Annotated in this window: 14 protein-coding genes and 2 tRNA genes; 2 read left to right on the top strand and 14 right to left on the bottom strand. The window is 62.4% G+C overall.

Features of this window, described 5'->3' with window-relative positions; all coding sequences use genetic code 11:
* Window positions 1-3: 3 nt before the first annotated feature.
* Together VQ067_RS26015 and VQ067_RS26020 are read left to right on the top strand one after the other, a co-directional pair.
* Window positions 4-297 (top strand): DUF2845 domain-containing protein, encoded by a 294-nt coding sequence (locus VQ067_RS26015; protein WP_340080943.1) that lies wholly within the window; start codon window positions 4-6, stop codon window positions 295-297.
* Window positions 294-608, top strand: coding sequence for a DUF2845 domain-containing protein (locus VQ067_RS26020; RefSeq protein ID WP_003163439.1), 315 nt, complete (start codon window positions 294-296; stop codon window positions 606-608). The genes VQ067_RS26015 and VQ067_RS26020 overlap by 4 nt, the downstream gene beginning before the upstream one ends.
* Window positions 609-671: 63 nt before the next feature.
* Here VQ067_RS26020 and VQ067_RS26025 read toward each other — a convergent pair whose 3' ends face one another.
* The 14 genes from VQ067_RS26025 to glmM all read right to left on the bottom strand — a co-directional run bounded on the left by VQ067_RS26025 (window position 672) and on the right by glmM (window position 13,066).
* Window positions 672-869, bottom strand: coding sequence for a CsbD family protein (locus tag VQ067_RS26025; RefSeq protein ID WP_003095174.1), 198 nt, complete (start codon window positions 867-869; stop codon window positions 672-674).
* Window positions 870-918: 49 nt separating this feature from the next.
* Complete coding sequence (locus tag VQ067_RS26030) at window positions 919-1,263, bottom strand: BON domain-containing protein (RefSeq protein WP_003095177.1); 345 nt, start codon at window positions 1,261-1,263, stop codon at window positions 919-921.
* A 272-nt stretch (window positions 1,264-1,535) separates the two neighbouring features.
* Entirely contained in the window at window positions 1,536-3,641 is a 2,106-nt protein-coding gene (pnp, locus tag VQ067_RS26035; protein ID WP_003095181.1) for a polyribonucleotide nucleotidyltransferase, read from the bottom strand.
* A gap of 173 nt (window positions 3,642-3,814) precedes the next feature.
* A complete protein-coding gene (rpsO, locus tag VQ067_RS26040; protein WP_003095184.1) occupies window positions 3,815-4,084 on the bottom strand; it encodes a 30S ribosomal protein S15 in 270 nt (89 codons plus the stop codon).
* A 95-nt stretch (window positions 4,085-4,179) separates the two neighbouring features.
* Window positions 4,180-5,094 (bottom strand): tRNA pseudouridine(55) synthase TruB, encoded by a 915-nt coding sequence (gene truB, locus VQ067_RS26045; protein ID WP_033990065.1) that lies wholly within the window; start codon window positions 5,092-5,094, stop codon window positions 4,180-4,182.
* Window positions 5,095-5,096: 2 nt separating this feature from the next.
* The gene (gene rbfA, locus VQ067_RS26050; protein ID WP_003095188.1) at window positions 5,097-5,486 is read right to left on the bottom strand and encodes a 30S ribosome-binding factor RbfA; all 390 of its coding nucleotides are present in this window, start codon (window positions 5,484-5,486) and stop codon (window positions 5,097-5,099) included.
* Between the two features lie 102 nt (window positions 5,487-5,588).
* Window positions 5,589-8,111 carry a translation initiation factor IF-2 gene (gene infB / locus VQ067_RS26055; protein WP_003100517.1) on the bottom strand — a complete coding sequence of 841 codons (2,523 nt, stop codon included), beginning with the start codon at window positions 8,109-8,111 and terminating at the stop codon, window positions 5,589-5,591.
* 27 nt (window positions 8,112-8,138) lie between these two features.
* A complete protein-coding gene (gene nusA, locus VQ067_RS26060; protein WP_003095192.1) occupies window positions 8,139-9,620 on the bottom strand; it encodes a transcription termination factor NusA in 1,482 nt (493 codons plus the stop codon).
* Window positions 9,621-9,664: 44 nt separating this feature from the next.
* Window positions 9,665-10,123 carry a ribosome maturation factor RimP gene (gene rimP, locus VQ067_RS26065; RefSeq protein WP_003095193.1) on the bottom strand — a complete coding sequence of 153 codons (459 nt, stop codon included), beginning with the start codon at window positions 10,121-10,123 and terminating at the stop codon, window positions 9,665-9,667.
* Between the two features lie 126 nt (window positions 10,124-10,249).
* Window positions 10,250-10,326: transfer RNA gene (locus VQ067_RS26070), tRNA-Met, on the bottom strand.
* 90 nt (window positions 10,327-10,416) lie between these two features.
* Window positions 10,417-10,502, bottom strand: a tRNA-Leu gene (locus VQ067_RS26075).
* Between the two features lie 13 nt (window positions 10,503-10,515).
* Window positions 10,516-10,905: a preprotein translocase subunit SecG gene (gene secG, locus VQ067_RS26080; RefSeq protein WP_003095194.1), complete on the bottom strand. Its 390-nt coding sequence runs from the start codon at window positions 10,903-10,905 to the stop codon at window positions 10,516-10,518.
* Window positions 10,906-10,907: 2 nt separating this feature from the next.
* Window positions 10,908-11,663 carry a triose-phosphate isomerase gene (gene tpiA, locus VQ067_RS26085; protein WP_003100513.1) on the bottom strand — a complete coding sequence of 252 codons (756 nt, stop codon included), beginning with the start codon at window positions 11,661-11,663 and terminating at the stop codon, window positions 10,908-10,910.
* Window positions 11,664-11,728: 65 nt separating this feature from the next.
* Entirely contained in the window at window positions 11,729-13,066 is a 1,338-nt protein-coding gene (gene glmM, locus VQ067_RS26090; RefSeq protein WP_003095196.1) for a phosphoglucosamine mutase, read from the bottom strand.
* Between the last annotated feature and the right edge of the window lie 12 nt (window positions 13,067-13,078).

Here is a 13,078-nt window from a genome sequence, read left to right on the forward strand (position 1 = left end):
ACCTTGCACAAGCGATTCGCCGCCCTCGCGGCCCCCCTGCTCTACCTTACCTGCGCGAGCGCGCAGGCCGACACCATGCGTTGCGGCAGTGCGCTGGTCAGCGTCGGCGACCGGGCCTTCGAAGTACAGCAAAAGTGCGGCGATCCGGATCACCGCGACGACGTCGGCTATACCCTGGGCAGCTACGATCGGCGGGAATTCAAGGTCGAGGAGTGGGTGTACGGCCCGCGCAACGGCGTGACCTACATCCTGACCTTCGAAGCCAACAAGCTGAAACGCATCGAGTTCAAGCGTTGAATCGCTCGCTTCCGCGCACCGGGCTGGTGGCGCTGCTGTCCCTGCTGCCATTGACACATGCGCAGGCCGATTCGCTGCGTTGCGGCAGCCGCCTGGTTAGCACCGGCGACAGCAGCGCCGACGTCCTTTCGCGCTGCGGTGAGCCACGCAGCCGCGACAGCCTGGGTTATCGCGAGGTCGTCGGGGAATGGGGCAAGCGCTACGAGGTCGAGGTCCAGGAATGGATCTATGGCCCATGGAACGGCATGCTGTATTTCGTCCGTTTCGAGGGCAACCGCCTCAGCGCCATCCAGAGCCGGCGCGGCGACTGAATCCAGCGCCCATGAAAAAGCCCCGCCGGGCAATCTATCCCGGCGGGGCTTCTTTCTACCTACTCACAGGCGGTCGCTGAAGTCGCGAACTTCCTGTTCAGCCCTTTCCTTGGACCAGCCATAGCGTTCCTGCAGCTTGCCGACCAGGTATTCGGCATGTCCGTCGGCAGCCTGGAGATCGTCGTCGGTCAGATCGCCCCAACGCTCCTTGATCTTGCCGGTGAGTTGCTTCCACTTACCTTTGATCACATCGGAATTCATCGGTCTTCCTCCTGGTGACGAGGGAAAAGGGGTCGTTCGGCCCGGGCGCTTACTCGACCGATTTCAGGCCATCGGCGGAAACGGCTTTCACGCCCTTGATGCCCTTGGCGGTCTCGATCGCCAGGTCACGCTCGGCATCGCTCTTCACGTTGCCGGAAAGGGAAACCACACCTTTGTTGGTCTCGACCTTGATATCGACGCCACTGACATTCTTGTTGGCGATCAGGCTGGATTTCACCTTGCTGGTGATCCAGGTATCGGAAACCGCTTCTTCGGTTTTCTGCATAGTGTCGTTGGCCGCCAGGCTGATGGGCTGGGCAGCGAACGCATTGGCCATCGAGAAGCTCAGAGCAGTGGCAGTAGCAGCGGCAATAGCGAGTTTGCTGAATTTCATTGCGGTTTCTCCTATGGATTTCGAAAAACTGCAGCCATTCCTGGCGTCAGTTGCATAGTAGATATCGCAAGCGCTGTGCCAGTTTTCCTCTAAAATAAAATCCTTTAAAAACAATAAGTTAAAAAATAAGCTGGAAGCGAGACGGTTGCAGAATGCCGAATTGGCGATGACAGAGCTTGCAAAATGCAAGGATTCGCCCCCTTCGCCGAGAAGCGTGTCGCGGAAACGAAAACAGGGCCCGAGGGCCCTGTTTTCATCGATCACGACTCGACTTACACGCCGGAAGCTTCGGCGGCAGCCACGTCCTTGATCGACAGCTTAATGCGGCCACGGTTGTCCACGTCGAGCACCAGGACCTTCACTTCCTGGCCTTCCTGCAGCACGTCGGTGACCTTGTCGATGCGCTTGTCGCTGATCTGCGAGATGTGCACCAGGCCGTCCTTGCCCGGCAGGATGTTGACGAAGGCACCGAAGTCGACGATGCGCTCCACCTTGCCGACGTAGATCTTGCCGATCTCGGCTTCCGCGGTGATCGCCAGGACGCGCAGCTTGGCGGCCTCGGCGGCTTCCTTGGTTTCGCCGTAGATCTTCACGCTGCCATCGTCCTCGATGTCGATCGAGGCCTTGGTCTCTTCGCAGATACCACGGATGGTCGCGCCGCCCTTGCCGATGACGTCGCGGATCTTGTCCGAGTCGATCTTCATCTGCAGCATGGTCGGGGCATTCTCGGACAGCTCGGCGCGCGGCTTGGCGATGACCTGGTTCATCTGGCCGAGGATGTTCAGGCGAGCTTCCAGGGCCTGGCCCAGGGCGATCTCCATGATCTCTTCGGTGATACCGTTGATCTTGATGTCCATCTGCAGGGCGGTGACGCCCTTGTCGGTACCGGCAACCTTGAAGTCCATGTCGCCCAGGTGGTCTTCATCACCGAGGATGTCGGTCAGGACGGCGAACTTCTCGCCTTCCTTGACCAGGCCCATGGCGATACCGGCGACCGGCGCCTTGACCGGCACACCGGCATCCATCAGCGCCAGGGAGGCGCCGCACACGGAGGCCATCGAGCTGGAACCGTTGGACTCGGTGATCTCGGAAACCACGCGAATGGTGTAGGGGAACTCGTCCTGGGTCGGCAGCATGGCAGCGACGCCACGACGGGCCAGACGGCCATGGCCGATTTCACGACGACCCGGGCTGCCCATGCGGCCGCACTCGCCTACCGAGAAGGGCGGGAAGTTGTAGTGCAGCATGAAGGCGTCCTTGCGCTCGCCTTCCAGGGTATCCAGCAACTGGGCATCGCGCGCGGTGCCGAGGGTCGCGACGACCAGGGCCTGGGTTTCGCCACGGGTGAACAGCGCGGAACCGTGGGTCTTGCCGAGCACGCCGACTTCGATGCGCAGCGGACGCACGGTACGGGTGTCACGACCGTCGATACGCGGCTTGCCGTTGACGATGTTCTCGCGAACGGTGCGGTATTCCAGCAGGCCGAATACGTCCTTGACCTCGGAAGCCGGGAACTTGCCCTCTTCCTCGCCGGCGAACAGGGCCACGGCCTGGTCGCGCAGCTCGCCCAGACGGTTGTAGCGGTCCTGCTTGATGGTGATGGTATAGGCCTGGGAGATCGCTTCGCCCAGCTCTGCCTTGATGGCGTTGACCAGCACGGTGTTTTCCGCCGGGGCTTTCCAGTCCCAGGCCGGCTTGCCAGCTTCGGCGGCCAGCTCCTTGACGGCACGGATCACCGCCTGGAACTCGTCGTGGGCGAACAGCACGGCACCGAGCATCTGGTCTTCGGTCAGTTCGTCGGCCTCGGACTCCACCATCAGCACGGCGTCTTCGGTACCGGCCACGACCATGTCGAGACTGGAACTCTGCAGTTGCTCGTAGGTGGGGTTGAGGATGTAGCCGATTTCCGGATGGAAACCGACGCGGGCGGCGCCGATCGGGCCGGCGAACGGAATGCCGGAGATCGCCAGGGCGGCGGAGGTACCGATCATCGCGGCGATGTCCGGATCGGACTTCTTGTTGGTGGAAACGACGGTGCAGACGACCTGCACTTCATTCATGAAACCTTCGGGGAACAGCGGACGGATCGGACGGTCGATCAGGCGCGAGGTCAGGGTTTCCTTCTCGGAAGGACGTCCTTCACGCTTGAAGAAACCGCCGGGGATACGGCCTGCGGCGTAGGTCTTTTCCTGGTAGTGCACAGACAGCGGGAAGAAGTCGCGGCCTTCGGCCGGCGACTTGGCGCCGACCACGGTGACCAGCACGCTGACGTCGTCCATGGTGACCAGTACGGCGCCGGTGGCCTGGCGAGCGATACGGCCGGTCTCGAGAGTGACGGTCGACTGACCGAACTGGAATTGCTTGGTTACCGGGTTCACGGTGTCTTTACCTTCTATGTTGCCTTGGGGGAAATCGGTGGAATGCCGGGAGTCGGACCCGAATCGATTCCTAGAAAGCGCGAAGCTGGAAGCCCGACGCCGATACCCGCCTCGTGTGCGGGTATCGACGCCAGGCTTCCAGCTTCTTGCTTCAAGCTGCCGACCGGAGTCGCTTAGCGACGCAGACCCAGACGGCCGATCAGGGCAGTGTAGCGAGACACGTCTTTACCCTTCAGGTAGTCCAGCAGCTTACGGCGCTGGTTAACCATACGGATCAGACCACGGCGGGAATGGTGATCCTTGCCGTTGGCCTTGAAGTGATCCTGCAGCTTGTTGATGTTGGCGGACAGCAGGGCTACCTGCACTTCCGGGGAACCGGTGTCGCCTTCAGCTTGCTTGTATTCGTTAACGATCTGCGCTTTTTCTTCAACGCTCAGTGCCATGATGGGCTTCCTCTGAGTGAACAGGCCGGGAATCGCTTCCCGTGTTTTAAAAGGAGGAATGACCGTGCCTGCTGACAGCCACCCTCGTATCGGTCTTATGACCGAATCAGTCGACGCGGGGCGATACGCCCGTCGTCGGTCACTTCACCGATACCGATGAAACGACCTGTCTGATCCTGCACCCGCAACCAGCCGAACTTCGGCGCTTCCGGGGCCCGCACCGGCTGCCCGTGCAGCCAGTAGTACGCACTGTGCTCGGACAACTGCAACACCGGCCAATGCAACAGGCCGCTGTCTTCCGGCATCAGGAATTGGTCCAGCGCTTCCGGACCACCTTCGGCATGCACGCGTTCGAGCGTCTCGAGGGTGATCGCCTGGGCCAGGGCGAACGGCCCGGCCTGGGTCCGCCGCAGTGCCGCGACGTGCGCGCCGCAGCCCAGGACCCGGCCAAGATCTTCCACCAGCGTACGCACGTAGGTGCCTTTGCTGCAGGAAACGGCCAGGGTCGCACAGGGCGGCTCGAAAGAGAGCAAATCCAGGCGCGTAATAGTAACAGAACGCGCCTCGCGCTCCACTACCTCTCCTGCACGGGCGAGCTTGTACAGCGGCTGTCCGTCTTTCTTCAGCGCCGAGTACATCGGCGGCACCTGCTCTATGTCGCCACGGAAGCGCGGCAGGGCCTGTTCGAGATCGTCCCGACCGACGGTCACGTCCCGCTCGGCGAGCAGTTCGCCCTCGGCGTCGCCGGTGGTGGTGGTGATGCCCATGCGCATCACCGTCTCGTAACCCTTGTCGGCATCGAGAAGATACTGGGAGAACTTGGTCGCCTCGCCGAAGCACAGCGGCAGCACCCCGGTGGCCAGCGGGTCGAGGCTGCCGGTGTGGCCGGCCTTCTCGGCATTGAGCAGCCAGCGGACTTTCTGCAGTGCCTGGTTGGAACTCATGCCGCGAGGCTTGTCGAGCACCAGGATGCCGCTGATGGAGCGGCGGATACGCTTCACCTGGGCCACGCTCAGTCCTCGGTCTCGTCGCCGTGGCGGCGGCCGTCTTCGGCCACCGCACGTTCGATCAGCGCGGACAGCTCGGCGCCGCGGCGGATGCTTTCGTCGTAGTGGAAATGCAGTTGCGGCACGCTACGCAGCTTCATCGACTTGCCCAGCAACATGCGCAGGTAGCCGGCGGCGTCGTTGAGGATTTCCATGTTCAGGGCGATCTTGCCGGCATCGTCCTGGCCCATGACGGTGATGAACACCTTGGCGTGCGCCACGTCGCGGCTGACCTCGACACCGGTGATGGTGACCAGGCCCAGGCGCGGGTCCTTGATCTCGCGCTGGATCAGTTGAGCCAGTTCGCGTTGCATCTGATCGCCGATACGCTGGGTACGGCTGTAGTCTTTTGCCATTTTTCAACCTGCCTCCAGCGACACCCGGCCACTGGAAAAAAAAGCGACAAACGCCCGGGACAGCTGGAAGCCGGCCCGGGCGCTGTGGTTACGCACTCGCCATCAAAGGCTGCGTGCGACTTCGACCTTCTCGAACACTTCGATCTTGTCGCCGACCTTGACGTCGTTGTAGCTCTTCACGCCGATGCCGCACTCCATGCCGGCACGCACTTCGGCGACGTCGTCCTTGAAGCGACGGAGAGACTCCAGCTCGCCTTCGAAGATGACCACGTCGTCGCGCAGTACGCGGATCGGACGGTTGCGGTGCACCATGCCCTCGGTGACCATGCAGCCGGCGATCGCGCCGAACTTCGGCGAGCGGAACACGTCGCGCACCTCGGCGATGCCCAGGATGTTCTCCCGCAGATCGCTGCCGAGCATGCCGGTCAGGGCCTTCTTGACGTCCTCGATGATGTCGTAGATCACGTTGTAGTAACGCATATCCAGACCTTCGGCTTCGACGATCTTGCGCGCGCCGGCGTCGGCGCGCACGTTGAAGCCGAACAGCACCGCGTTGGAAGCCAGCGCCAGGTTGGCGTCGGACTCGGTGATGCCACCGACGCCGCCACCGACCACGCGGACCTGCACTTCGTCGTTGCCCAGGCCGCTGAGCGAGCCTTGCAGAGCCTCGAGCGAACCGCGCACATCGGCCTTGAGGACGATGTTCAGGGTCTTCTTCTCTTCCTGGCCCATGTTCTCGAAGATGTTTTCCAGCTTGCCGGCATGGGCACGCGCCAGTTTCACCTCACGGAACTTGCCTTGACGGAACAGGGCGACTTCGCGGGCCTTCTTCTCGTCGGCGACCACGGTCATCTCGTCACCGGCATCCGGCGTACCGTCCAGGCCGAGGATCTCGACCGGGATCGACGGGCCGGCTTCCTTGATCGGCTTGCCGTTCTCGTCGAGCATGGCGCGGACACGACCGTAGTTGATGCCGACCAGCACCATGTCGCCCTGGCGCAGGGTACCGTCCTGGACCAGCACGGTGGCCACCGGGCCGCGTCCCTTGTCCAGGCGCGACTCGACTACCACGCCACGGCCCGGGGCCGACGGAGTGGCTTTCAGTTCGAGCACTTCCGCCTGCAGCAGGACCGCTTCGAGCAGTTCATCGACGCCAGTACCGAGCTTCGCCGAAACCGGGACGAAGGGAGCGTCGCCGCCCCACTCTTCCGGGATCACGTCGAGAGCGGCCAGGCCGTTCTTGATGTTGTCCGGGTTGGCCTCGGGCTTGTCGATCTTGTTCACCGCGACCACGATCGGCACGCCCGCCGCTTTCGCGTGCTGCACGGCTTCCTGGGTCTGCGGCATGACGCCGTCGTCGGCCGCGACCACCAGGATCACGATGTCGGTCGCCTGGGCGCCACGGGCACGCATCGCGGTGAACGCGGCGTGGCCGGGGGTATCCAGGAAGGTCACCATGCCACGCTCGGTTTCGACGTGGTAGGCACCGATATGCTGGGTGATGCCACCGGCCTCGCCCGCGGCGACCTTGGCGCGACGGATGTAGTCGAGCAGCGAGGTCTTGCCGTGGTCGACGTGGCCCATGACAGTGACGACCGGCGCGCGGGTGACCGCCTCGCCTTCGAACTTCAGGGACTCGGCCAGTTGTTCTTCCAGCGCGTTCTCGCTGACCAGCTTGACCTTGTGGCCCAGCTCTTCGGCGACCAGTTGGGCGGTCTCCTGGTCCAGGACCTGGTTGATGGTCACCGGGGAGCCCATCTTGAACATGAACTTGACGACTTCGGCGCCCTTGACCGACATCTGGGCGGCCAACTCGGCTACGGTGATGGTCTCACCGATGTTCACTTCACGCACGATCGGTCCTGTCGGGTTCTGGAACCCGTGCTGGTTGCGCTTCTTCAGCTTCGACTTGCCACCACGACCGCCGCGACGGTAACCATCGCTTTCCTCGTCGGTGCTGCGTGGAGCCACGCGCGGAGCAGGAACCTTTTCCTTCTCCTTGACCGAGGGACGGTGCTGGGTGTGCTTGCGGTCGCGGCGGTCATCGTCCTCGTCACGCTTGGGCGCGCGGCGCGGCTCTTCCTTCTTGCGTTCTTCCACGGCGGCAGGCTTGGCCACCGGTTCGGCAGCCGCGACATCCGCCACCACGGCAGGCTCGGCACCGGCAGTAGCCGCTGCTTCCTGGGCAGCCTTGGCACGCGCAGCTTCCTCGGCCTTGCGCGCTTCCTCTTCGGCACGCTGGCGGGCAGCGGCCTCTTCGGCCTTCAGACGCTCCGCCTCTTCCGCCGCGCGCTGCTCCTCGAGTTCGCGCTGGCGCTCGGCCTCGATCTCGTCGGGGCTGCGCTTGACATAGGTTTTCTTCTTGCGAACTTCGACGCTCACCGTCTTGCTGCCACCCACTTTCAGCGTGGTAGTGGTCTTGCGTTGCAGGGTGATCTTGCGCGGCTCGCTGGCGCGATCGCCATGGCTGCCTTTCAGGTGGGTCAGCAGGGCTTGCTTCTCGCTATCCGTTACAACTTGTTCGGCACTGGTGTGCGGCAGACCTGCGTCACGCATCTGCAGCAGCAGGCGCTCCACCGGTGTGTCGACCACCTGGGCCAGTTCTTTCACCGTGACTTGCGTCATGCACTTCTCTCCTCAGGCCGCGACTGCTTACTCGAACCAATGGGCCCGGGCGGCCATGATCAACTTGCCGGCACGCTCTTCGTCCATGCCGTCGATGTCGAGCAGATCGTCGATCGATTGCTCGGCCAGATCTTCACGGGTGGTTACGCCACGCAGCGCCAGGTCCAGGGCCAGCTCCTTGCTCATGCCATCGAGGCTGAGCAGGTCTTCTGCCGGTTGTGCGTCGGCGAGCTTCTCTTCGGTCGCAATGGCCTTGGTCAGCAGGCGATCCTTGGCACGGGAGCGCAGCTCGTTGACGATGTCTTCGTCGAAGCCATCGATGCTGAGCATCTCTTCCATCGGTACGTAGGCGATTTCCTCAAGAGTCGTGAAGCCCTCTTCCACCAGTACCTGGGCCAGTTCCTCGTCGACATCCAGCTCGTCGACGAAGCGCTGCAGGATATCCCCGGTCTCGGCCTGTTGCTTGGCCTGGATATCCGCCTCGGTCATCACATTCAGGGTCCAGCCGGTCAACTGGCTGGCCAGACGGACGTTCTGGCCACTGCGGCCGATAGCCTGCGCCAGATTGTCCTCGGCGACGGCGATATCCATGGTATGGGTATCCTCGTCGACGATGATCGCCGCCACCTCGGCCGGAGCCATGGCGTTGATCACGAATTGCGCCGGGTTGTCGTCCCACAGGACGATGTCCACCCGCTCTCCACCGATCTCGCCGGATACCGCCTGGACGCGCGAACCGCGCATGCCGATGCAGGCGCCCTGCGGGTCGATGCGCTTGTCCTTGGAACGAACGGCGATCTTGGCGCGCGAGCCCGGGTCACGGGCGGCGGCCATCACGTCGATCAACTGCTCGGCGATTTCCGGTACTTCGATGCGGAACAGCTCGATCAGCATTTCCGGCGCGGTACGCGACAGGACCAGCTGAGGACCGCGGTTCTCGGTACGGATCTCCTTCAGCAGGGCACGCACGCGGGTGCCAACGCGGAAGGTCTCGCGCGGAATGATCTGGTCGCGGGCCAGCAGCGCCTCGGCGTTGTTGCCGAGATCGACGATGACGTTGTCGCGGGTGACCTTCTTCACGGTACCGGAAATGATCTCGCCGACCTTCTCGCGGTAGGCATCGACCACCTGGGCGCGCTCGGCCTCGCGGACCTTCTGCACGATGACCTGCTTGGCAGTCTGCGCAGCGATGCGGCCGAACTCGATGGATTCGATCTTTTCTTCGATGACCTCGCCGACCTTCGCGCCCGGCTTCTGCTCCTGGACGTCCTCGACGGTGATCTCGGTGGCGGGGTCCTGGTAGTCCTCGTCGGCGACGACGTGCCAACGACGGAAAGTCTCGTAGCTGCCGTTATGACGATTGATCTCGACGCGCAGGTCGACCTCGTCCTCGAAACGTTTCTTGGTGGCGGTCGCCAGAGCCAGCTCCAGCGCCTCGAAAATCACGCCGGCCGGTACGCCCTTTTCGTTGGATACCGACTCAACAACCAGCAGTACTTCTTTGCTCATTGTACGCCTCGCCTTTCAATCCATTGGATCCGCGGATTCGCGTCTCAATCAAAACGGGGAATGATGTTGGCCTTGTCGATCGAATCGATCGGCAGCAGGTACTCGTGATCGTCCACCAGGACCACCACATCCTGCTCCTCCACACCACGGAGAATGCCTTGGTAGTTACGCCGCCCCTCATAGGGCGAACGCAGCCTGATCTTCACTTGCTCGCCGGCATGCTTGGCGAACTGTTCGAGGGTGAACAGCGGCCGATCCATGCCCGGAGAGGACACCTCCAGGGTGTACTCGCCGCTGATCGGGTCTTCGACGTCGAGAATACCGCTGACCTGCCGACTGACGGCTTCACAGTCATCGATGAGGATGCCTTCGGGGCGGTCGATATAGACGCGCAACACCGAATGACGACCCTGGGAAATGAACTCGACGCCCCAGCACTCATAGCCGAGCGCCTCGACCACAGGGGCCAGCAAGGCCTGCAACTGTTCTAGCTTGCTCGACACCTGATCGCCTCGCGTATGTCGTAGAAACAAAAAATGGGCGAAACGCCCATCCCTAAATTGCCACTCGGAACCGTGGCATGGACTGTCCAGCTAACAAAAAGCCCCTAAAAAGGGGCCCTGAAAAACTGGTTGCGGGGGCTGGATTTGAACCAACGACCTTCGGGTTATGAGCCCGACGAGCTACCAGACTGCTCCACCCCGCGTCAAAGCTGGTGCAAGATTATACGACCGACACCCTGATGGGTCAACCGAACCTTGCGGAGACAAACCCCGCAGGACGGGGCTTGCTTATATGGTACCGAGGAGGGGACTCGAACCCCTACAGCCTATGGCCACTACCACCTCAAGGTAGCGTGTCTACCAATTCCACCACCTCGGCAGAAACCTTTCTCTTACTTCTGTTCAGGAGCCGCCGGTACATCGCCTGCACTTTCCGCAGGCTTGGACTGCTCCTGAAGAACCGGCACATCGTCAGCGGCCGGTGCTTTCTCTTGCTTCTGCTCCAGAACTGCCGGATCCGGCAGTCCGATGTGTTGCAGAGCATCAGACTTTTCTTTAGCGAAGTACGCTAAGCCAAGGCTGGTCAAGAAAAAAACCGCTGCCAGTATACCAGTAATCCGACTCAAAAAGGTAGCGGAACCTTGGCTTCCGAAAACAGTTGCCGAAGCACCTGCACCGAAAGAAGCCCCTGCATCCGCACCCTTGCCATGCTGAACGAGGATCAGGCCAACAAGACCCAATGCCATCAGCAGATGCACGACAATTACGACCTTTTCCAGCATCTTCAGCTTCCCGCGGCACGACAGATCGCGCCGAACTCATCCGCATTGAGGGAGGCTCCACCTACCAGCCCCCCATCGATATCCGGCATGCCGAACAACTCGGCTGCACTTGCCGCCTTTACACTGCCGCCGTAAAGGAGTCGCACACCTTTTGCGACCTCGGCATTTTCCGCTGCCAGTTGCGCGCGGATCGCCGCGTGCACTTCCTGGGCTTGCGCGGGGGACGCGGTCAACCCGGTCCCGATCGCCCAGACCGGCTCGTAAGCCACGACTGCGCGAGCAAAAGCTCCAACACCCAACTCGTCGATCACGCTTCCCAGCTGCCTTGCGACAACCTCCAGCGTCTTGCCCGCCTCGCGCTCCGCCCGGGTCTCCCCGACACACAGCACCGGCACCAGGCCGCACGACTGAGCCGCGGCAAACTTGCGACTCACAACCTCGTCACTCTCGCCGAGAATCAGGCGACGCTCCGAGTGGCCCACAAGGACCATGCTACAACCGACATCCGCCAACTGACTGGGAGCAGTCTCACCGGTCAGCGCGCCTTGCATCGGCTCGACGGCGCTGTTCTGCGCACCTACATCGATCGCCTTGCCGGCCAGGCCCTGGATGACCTGGCTGATGAACAAGCAAGGCGGCATCACAGCTACATCGACTCCGCTCGGCAACGCCAGCTGACGCAAGCCTTTGATCAACTCGGCCACACTGGAATGCGTACCGTGCATTTTCCAGTTACCGGCCACCAAGGGTCGACGCATGCTGTACCTCGCGGGGCAAAGTGGGCGCAGATGTTACTCAACAGTTCCCAGACTGGCAAGCAAAATCAAGCACATACCTCAGAAACAATTTTTGCCAGCTGTTCGGCGTGGGCACGAACGCTAGCTTCCTCGTCGCCCTCGACCATCACCCGGACCAACGGCTCCGTGCCGGATTTGCGCAGCAGGACACGACCGCGCCCGCCCATTTGCTCGGTGACGCGGACGCTGGCCTCCTTCACCGAGGGGTGCTCGAGCGGATCGTTTTCGCCCTTGAAGCGCACATTGATCAGCACCTGGGGGCACTTGCGAATCCCCTGGCGCGCCTCGGCCAGGGTCTGGCCGCGATGCTTGAGCGCCATCAGCACCTGTAGCGCCGCGATGATGGCATCGCCCGTCGTGGTGTTCTGGCAGCAGACGATATGCCCCGAATTCTCCCCTCCCAGCATCCAGTTCCGAGCCAGCAGTTCGGCCATCACATAGCGATCGCCGACCTTCGCCCGCACGAACGGGATATGCAGTTCCTGCAAAGCCAGCTCCAGGCCGAGGTTGCTCATCAGGGTGCCGACCACACCACCTTGCAGCCGCCCGCTTTCCTGCAGGTCGCGCGCGATGAGGAAAAGCAGTTCGTCGCCATCCACGACCGCACCGGTATGGTCGACCATCATCACCCGGTCGCCGTCGCCGTCGAAGGCGATGCCGAGGTCGGCATGGTGCTCGACCACCGCAGCCTGCAGGCCATCCAGGTGAGTGGAGCCGCACTTGTCGTTGATGTTCAGGCCATTCGGGCTGGCCGCCAGCACCGTCACTTCCGCGCCCAGTTCCCGGAAGACGCTGGGAGCGATCTTGTAGGTAGCGCCGTTGGCGCAGTCGAGCACGACCTTGAGACCGTTGAAGTCGGTGCTGGTCGGCACGCTGCTCTTGCAGAATTCGATGTAGCGCCCCGCCGCGTCATTGATCCGCGAAACCTTGCCGAGACGGGCGGACTCCACCACGGTCATCGGCGCATCGAGCAGTTCCTCGATCATCAGCTCGACGTCGTCCGGCAGCTTGGTCCCCTGCCCGGAGAAGAACTTGATGCCGTTGTCGTCGTGGGGATTGTGCGAAGCGCTGATCACCACCCCGGCCTCGGCGTGGAAAGTCCGCGTCAGGTAGGCGATGCCGGGGGTAGGCATCGGTCCCAGCAACAGGGTATCGGCGCCGGAAGCGGAGAGCCCGGCCTCGAAGGCCGACTCGAACATGTAACCCGAGCTGCGCGTGTCCTTGCCGATCAGGACTCGGCAGTTGCCCTGCCGGCGGAAAGCCATGCCCACCGCCCAGCCCAGCTTGAGAACGAAGTCCGGAGTAATCGGAAACTCGCCAACACGACCACGGATACCGTCAGTCCCGAAGTATTTTCTGCTCATCTTTTGTCTTCC

Origin of the sequence: Pseudomonas sp. KBN12P06040 (genome assembly GCF_037574965.1) — a bacterium.
GTDB classification, from domain to species: Bacteria; Pseudomonadota; Gammaproteobacteria; order Pseudomonadales; family Pseudomonadaceae; genus Pseudomonas; species Pseudomonas aeruginosa.

Bases quoted from the DNA above. Each gene is read 5' to 3' on its own strand.
- VQ067_RS26025 (WP_003095174.1), bottom strand. From the start codon at position 869: ATGAATTCCGATGTGATCAAAGGTAAGTGGAAGCAACTCACCGGCAAG.
- infB (WP_003100517.1), bottom strand. From the start codon at position 8,111: ATGACGCAAGTCACGGTGAAAGAACTGGCCCAGGTGGTCGACACACCG.
- glmM (WP_003095196.1), bottom strand. From the start codon at position 13,066: ATGAGCAGAAAATACTTCGGGACTGACGGTATCCGTGGTCGTGTTGGC.
- VQ067_RS26030 (WP_003095177.1), bottom strand. From the start codon at position 1,263: ATGAAATTCAGCAAACTCGCTATTGCCGCTGCTACTGCCACTGCTCTG.
- rbfA (WP_003095188.1), bottom strand. From the start codon at position 5,486: ATGGCAAAAGACTACAGCCGTACCCAGCGTATCGGCGATCAGATGCAA.
- secG (WP_003095194.1), bottom strand. From the start codon at position 10,905: ATGCTGGAAAAGGTCGTAATTGTCGTGCATCTGCTGATGGCATTGGGT.
- tpiA (WP_003100513.1), bottom strand. From the start codon at position 11,663: ATGCGTCGACCCTTGGTGGCCGGTAACTGGAAAATGCACGGTACGCAT.
- nusA (WP_003095192.1), bottom strand. From the start codon at position 9,620: ATGAGCAAAGAAGTACTGCTGGTTGTTGAGTCGGTATCCAACGAAAAG.
- rpsO (WP_003095184.1), bottom strand. From the start codon at position 4,084: ATGGCACTGAGCGTTGAAGAAAAAGCGCAGATCGTTAACGAATACAAG.